Annotated in this window: 1 protein-coding gene; it reads left to right on the forward strand. The window is 66.0% G+C overall.

What is annotated here, in order from left to right; all coding sequences use genetic code 11:
* Positions 1-420 (forward strand): catalase-related domain-containing protein (locus tag AAIO73_RS20235; RefSeq protein ID WP_345880596.1); only part of this gene is annotated, 420 nt, incomplete at both ends.

Raw genomic sequence — 420 nt, forward strand, 5'->3', positions numbered from 1 at the left:
CCGGAGATCGGCTTCACCAGCTTCCCCGCCGAGGTTCAGGGGACCAAGCAGCGGATTCGGTCCGAAACCTTTGCCGATCATTACAGCCAGGCGCGGCAGTTCTATCTCAGCCAGCAGCCGATCGAGCAGAAGCACATCGGCGACGCGCTGGTGTTCGAGCTGTCGAAGGTAGATCGTGTCGACATCCGGGCCCGGGCGGTCAGCCACCTGCGCAACATCGACGAGGATCTCGCCGCTACCGTTGCGGACGGGCTCGGCCTCGACCTGCCGGACGCCGCCAAGGCGGCCAAGCCGACGCTAGACCTGCCGACATCGTCGGCGCTCTCGATCCTCGCCAACGGCCCGGCGAATTTCGCCGGGCGAAAGATGGGCCTGCTGCTGACCGATGGGTCGAGCGCCGAGCTGTTCAATGCGCTGACC

The sequence above is a fragment of the Sphingomonas epibiotica genome, from assembly GCF_039615155.1.
In the GTDB taxonomy this organism is placed as follows: Bacteria; Pseudomonadota; Alphaproteobacteria; order Sphingomonadales; family Sphingomonadaceae; genus Sphingomonas.